This window comes from Mesorhizobium silamurunense, from assembly GCF_014843825.1.
Lineage (GTDB): Bacteria > Pseudomonadota > Alphaproteobacteria > Rhizobiales > Rhizobiaceae > Mesorhizobium > Mesorhizobium silamurunense.
On sequence record NZ_JHQR01000401.1, the window covers coordinates 1 to 5,724 of the forward strand.

The window sequence follows — 5,724 nt, forward strand, 5'->3', positions numbered from 1 at the left end:
TCGATCAGGCGCTCGGCCGTCTCGACGAGGCCGTGTCGCCGCGCCTTCCCGTGGCGCCGCTCTCGGTCGAGCGCCATCTTGCCGAACCGATCGTGCTCACCGACGACATCGAGCGGCTGGTGAGCCGGCTTGCCATCGCTCTAAAGGCCGATCTCGAACGCCGCGGCGAGGGTGCCAGGGCGCTCGCCCTTCTCCTCTTCCGCGTCGACGGCGCCGTCAGCCGCATCGCGGTCGGCACCTCGCGCCCGATGCGCGAGCCGCAGCTGATCCGAAAACTGTTCCACGAACGGCTCGCAGCCCTTGAACAAAACATCGATGCCGGCTTCGGCTTCGACCTCGTGCGGCTATCCGTGCTTTCGGTCGCCGCCTTCGACATGCTGCAGGGCGTCCTTGCCGGCAAGATCGCCGACGATGATGCCGACATCGCTTTATTCGCCGACCGCATCCGCGCCCGCCTCGGCGAGGCCGCCGTGCTGAAGCCGGTCGTCGTCGAAAGCCACCTGCCGGAGCGCGCCGTCACCACGGTTCCCTTCGCGGAAGCGCCGCAAAGGCGCATGCCGCCGAAACAGTCCGACCGGGCAGCCCCGCCGATGACCATCTTATCTATCCGCCGGAGCGGCCGGTGCGGCTGTTCCGCTCGCCCGAGCCGATCGAGGTTCCGGCGACGGAGATCCCCGAGGGCCCGCCGATGAATTTCCGCTGGCGGCGCGCGCTTTACCGCGTCGCCCGCGCCGAAGGGCCGGAGCGCATCGCCGCGGAATGGTGGCGGCAGCTGCCCGGCGAGGAGGAGGCGCCGACCCGCGACTATTACCGCATCGAGGACAGCGAGGGGCGCCGCTACTGGCTCTACCGCCAGGGCCTCTATAGCAGCGCCTCGCAAGCCGCGCCGCGCTGGTTCATGCACGGGGTCTTCGCATGAACGCGCTGACCGTCATCCCCTATGCCGAGCTCGGCATCCAGTCGAACTTTTCCTTCCTGCGCGGCGCCTCCAAACCGGAGGAACTGGTGGTGACGGCGAAATTCTACGGTTTTTCCTCGATCGGCCTTGCCGACAGGAACACGGTCGCCGGCGTCGTGCGCGCCTGGCAGCAGGCCAAGGTCGAGAAGCTCGCCTATCATCCCGGCTGCCGCCTGGTTTTCCGCGACGGCACGCCGGACATCCTCGCCTATCCCCGCGACCGCAAGGGCTGGGGACACCTCTGCCGCATGCTGACGCAAGCCAACCTGCGCGACGAGAACGAGAAGGGCGCGACGCTGCTCGAGCTCGGCGACCTTCTCGAATGGGGCGATCTGATGTCGCTGGCGATGCTGCCCAACCTGTCGGGAGACGCGGAAGACAATCTGGCGCTCATTAGCCGGCTTAATGATCGCTTCGGCTCGGCGCTCCGGCTGGCCGTGGCGCCGGACTACGGCGGCAACGACCGCTTCCGTATCGAGCAGGCGGCGGCGATGGCCGAACATGCCGGCGTCCCGCTGATGGCGACCAACGACGTGCTCTATCATGCCGCCGATCGCCGTCCGCTGCAGGACGTGCTCACCGCGATCCGCCTCAACACGCCGGTTTCCGAGGTCGGGCTGGAGCTCACGGCCAATGCCGAGCGCCACCTGAAGCCGCCGCTGGAAATGGCGCGCCTTTTCCGCCGCCACCCTGAAGCGCTGGCGGAAACGCTGCGCTTCGCTGATGAGTTGACCTTCTCGCTCAGCGACCTCGAATACAATTATCCGGACGAGCCGACCGAATCCGGCCTCGGGCCGCAGGCCGAGCTCGAACGCCTGGCGCGGGAAGGGGCTGTAAGACGCTATCCGGCCGGCGTTCCCGTCCACGTCACGCGGCGCATCGAGGAAGAGCTCGCGCTCATCGAGCGCCTGAACTACGCGCGCTATTTCCTCACCGTCCACGACATCGTCAAATTCGCCCGCAGCCAGAACATCCTTTGCCAGGGCCGCGGCTCCGCCGCCAATTCCGTCATCTGTTTCTGCATCGGCATCACCGAGGTCGGACCCGACCGGATCGATGCGCTGTTCGAGCGCTTCATCTCCGAGGAGCGCAATGAACCGCCCGATATCGACGTCGATTTCGAGCATGAGCGACGTGACGAAGTCATCGCCTATATCTACGAGAAATACAGCGCCAAGCGCACCGCTTTAGCCGCCGCCGTCATCAGCTATCGCGGCCGCTCCGCCCTGCGCGAGGTGGCGAAGGCCATGGGCCTTTCGGAGGACGTCAGGAGCGCCCTGTCGAGCACCATCTGGGGCTGGTCGGCCTCCGAGCTCGGCGAAAGGGAAGCCAATGCCGGCGGCCTTGATCGCACCGACCCGCTGTCACGGCAGGTGCTGGAGCGCGCCAACGAGATCATGGGCTTTCCCCGCCACCTTTCCCAGCATGTCGGCGGCTTCGTCATCACCAGGGACCGGCTCGACGAGGTCGTGCCCATCGTCAAGACGGCGATGGAGGAGCGCAAGATGGTCGAGTGGGACAAGGACGATCTCGACGCGGTGAAGATCCTTAAAGTGGACGTGCTGGCGCTCGGCATGCTGACCTGCCTGAAGCGCGCCCTGACCCTGCTCACGGATCATTATCCGCAGGCGCGGGACAGGTATGGACAACCCTACGTGCTCGCCACCCTTCCGGAAGAGGACAGGCGCGTCTACGCCATGATCGAGCGGGCCGACACGCTCGGCGTCTTCCAGATCGAATCCCGCGCCCAGATGTCGATGCTGCCGCGGCTTAAGCCCCGCGAATTCTATGATCTCGTCATCGAGGTGGCGATCGTGCGGCCCGGCCCGATCCAGGGCGACATGGTGCACCCCTATCTGCGCCGCCGGCAGGGCAAGGAAAAGGCCGAATATCCCAAGCCCGAGCTGGAAGAGATTCTCGGCAAGACGCTTGGCGTGCCGCTGTTCCAGGAACAGGCGATGAAGATCGCCATCGTCGCCGGCGGCTTCAGGCCGGGCGAGGCCGACGAGCTGCGGCGCGCCATGGCGACCTTCAAGCGCACCGGCACGATCGGCAATTACCGCCAGCGGATGATCGACGGCATGGTCGGCAGGGGTTACGAGAAGGAGTTCGCCGAGCGCTGCTTCAAGCAGATCGAAGGTTTTGGCGAATATGGCTTTCCCGAAAGCCATGCCGCGTCCTTCGCGCTGCTGGTCTATGCCTCCTGCTGGTTCAAGACCTTCTATCCCGACGTTTTCTGCGCCGCGATCCTGAACGCGCAGCCGATGGGGTTCTACCAGCCGGCCCAGCTCGTCCGCGACGCGCGCGACCATGGCGTCGAGGTGCGCGAGGTCGACATCAACCATTCCGTCTGGGATTGCGCATTGGAAGAATCCGCCTTCGATCCCTCGCGTGTCCTCGAACGTCATGCCTCGATGCGCGGCGTCATCGAGACGGCTCATGCCGTGCGGCTCGGTTTCCGCCAGATCAAGGGGTTATCCGAGGAGCGCATGGATGCCGCCGTCGTCCGTCGCGGCGCTGGCTACCGATCGGTCAGGGACCTCTGGCTGCGCTCCGGCCTCGATGTCGGCGAGATTGAAAGGCTCGCCGAGGCCGACGCCTTTCGCTCGCTCGGCCTCGACCGCCGCGCGGCGCTCTGGGAAGTGCGCGCGCTCGACGGCAGGAGTGCCGCCGAAAAACTGCCGCTGTTCGACCAGCCGTCGCTCAGCCTGCGCGAGCTGGAGCCCGAGACGAAGCTGCCGAAAATGCCGCTCGGCGAGCATGTCGTCCACGACTACCGCTCGCTCGGCCTGTCGCTGAAGGAACACCCGGTCGCCTTCCTGCGCGAGCGGCTCACCCGCGCCGGCATCACGCCCAATGCCAGCCTGCCGTCGGTGCGCGACGGCAGACTGGTCTCCGTCGCCGGTCTGGTGCTGGTGCGCCAGCGCCCGGGCAAGGGCAATGCGATCTTCCTCACGCTGGAGGATGAAAAGGCGATCGCCAATGTCATCATCTGGCCGCGCGTCTTCGACCGCTTCCGCTCTGTCGTGATGGGCGCGCGCTTCATCCGCGTCACCGGCAAGCTGCAGCAGGAATCGGATGTCATCCATATCGTCGCCGACAGAATCGAGGACCTGACGTCCTGGCTGAGCGTGCTTTTGCGGCCGCCCGCCATCGAGCATCAGTCTGTCGGCGACACCCGGCCGGATGAGTCGGAACGCCACGCAAGCCGTGGACTTCCTGTCCGGCAGGACATCGCCACACTGTCGAGCAGCGCGCAGCAGGTCATGCCGAAGGGCAGGAACTTTCAGTAGCGAGGTCGGTTCAAGACGGCCCGCTCAGCCGTGGCGGTGGCGTGAGCACATCTTCGGCCGAGATCGTGCGCGCTTCCGAAGGCAGCATGATCGGGATGCCGTCGCGTACCGGATAGGCGAGCTTGGCCACGCGCGAGACAAGCTCGCTGCGCTCCGCGTCCCAGGTCAGCGGCCCTTTGGTCAGCGGGCAGGCGAGCAGTTCCAGCAGCTTTGGGTCGACCGTGGCTTTCCGCGCATCACGTCCATCCGTCACCGGTTGTCCTCCTGCAGCCTCAGGCGCAGCTTACTGTATACTGGAGCCAAAATCCTCGTCCTCGCGCGCCAGCGTTATTTCGGTGATGGCGATCAGCGTCTCGGCGCGCGTCTTCAAATCCGCCGCTTCGAGCAACGCCTGCTTCTCGGCCGGCCCATAGGGCGCCATCATCGACAGCGCATTGACCAGCATGGCGTTCTCGGCGCGGCTGACGCTTTCCCAGTCGGCCTCGAGGTCATTGGCCTGCAGATAGGCGCGAAACGCCTTGAGCAGCGCCGGCCGGTCGACCTCGGCGGCGGCCTGGTCCTCCTCGAGATCGGCAAGGAAGGGCGCGATCCGGCATTGCCGGAACGGCGTCTTGACCGTCAGCTCCTGCGTGACGCGGAAGCGGCAGACGCCTTGCAGCGAGATCAGGTAGCGCCCGTCGCCGGTCTCGGCAAGCGAGATGATGCGCCCGGCGCAGCCGACGCTGCAAAGCTCCGGCTCGCCATCGTCACGCAGCGCGCCGTCGAGGCTGGGCTGGATCATGCCGATCAGCCGGGACCCGGCCATCGCCTGGTCGATCATCTGCAGGTAACGCGGCTCGAAAATATTGAGCGGCATGCGGCCGCCCGGCAAGAGCAGCGCTCCGGCGAGCGGAAACACCGGGATCGTCGACGGCAGATCCTTCGCTAGCCGGTAGCGGGCGTTTCCGACCTGCACTTCAACCCTCCGCCTGCACTTCAACCCTCCGAAGCGGCGTCGCCGGCCAGCGTGTCAAACCTGCGATCTCCTCTGACGCAGCCCGGCTTGTCCAATCCGTTCGCCGGCAGAGCAAGCCACTGCCCCTATCTGGCGCAGTTGCCGCCTTGCGCAAGCCCCTTATCCGGCAAAAGGGGCCGGCAACAAAGCCGGCAAGACGCTCAGGAGAACAACAGCGACGACAGCTTGCGCCGCGCCGCGAGCGTCGCCTCGTCGGTCATCCCCCACGCCTCGAAGAACTTCAGCAGCTGCGCCCGGGCGCCGTCGTCGTTCCACGTCCGATCGGCCTTGACGATGGCCAGCAAATTGTCGGCGGCCTGCATCCGCTCGCCGCGCGCATTCTGCACCATCGCCAGGTCGAACCGCGCCTGATGATCGTTCGGATTGGCGGCGAGCCGGCGCTCGAACTCGGCCGGATTGCCGAGCGCGGCCGCTTCCGCCGCGAGTGTCATCTTGGCGCGCAGCGCCGCGAGCGCCGG

At 66.4% G+C, this 5,724-nt stretch carries 4 protein-coding genes and 1 pseudogene; 2 read left to right on the plus strand and 3 right to left on the minus strand.

Going from position 1 to position 5,724, the window contains the following annotated elements; translation table 11 throughout:
• Together DH10_RS34870 and DH10_RS34875 are read left to right on the plus strand one after the other, a co-directional pair.
• Positions 1 to 919, plus strand: a pseudogene (locus DH10_RS34870) (DUF6504 family protein); the annotation flags it as partial.
• A complete protein-coding gene (locus DH10_RS34875; protein ID WP_192255410.1) occupies positions 916 to 4,251 on the plus strand; it encodes an error-prone DNA polymerase in 3,336 nt (1,111 codons plus the stop codon). The pseudogene DH10_RS34870 and the gene DH10_RS34875, both read left to right, overlap by 4 nt.
• Positions 4,252 to 4,261: 10 nt before the next feature.
• Here the strand turns inward: DH10_RS34875 and DH10_RS34880 are convergent, their stop codons facing one another.
• The 3 genes from DH10_RS34880 to DH10_RS34890 all read right to left on the minus strand — a co-directional run.
• Positions 4,262 to 4,504 carry a Trm112 family protein gene (locus DH10_RS34880; RefSeq protein ID WP_192255408.1) on the minus strand — a complete coding sequence of 81 codons (243 nt, stop codon included), beginning with the start codon at positions 4,502 to 4,504 and terminating at the stop codon, positions 4,262 to 4,264.
• 30 nt (positions 4,505 to 4,534) lie between these two features.
• Positions 4,535 to 5,206: an LON peptidase substrate-binding domain-containing protein gene (locus DH10_RS34885; RefSeq protein ID WP_192255406.1), complete on the minus strand. Its 672-nt coding sequence runs from the start codon at positions 5,204 to 5,206 to the stop codon at positions 4,535 to 4,537.
• 200 nt (positions 5,207 to 5,406) lie between these two features.
• Positions 5,407 to 5,724, minus strand: a 318-nt coding sequence (locus DH10_RS34890) for a tetratricopeptide repeat protein (RefSeq protein ID WP_192385883.1), incomplete at its 5' end; no start/stop codon positions are given.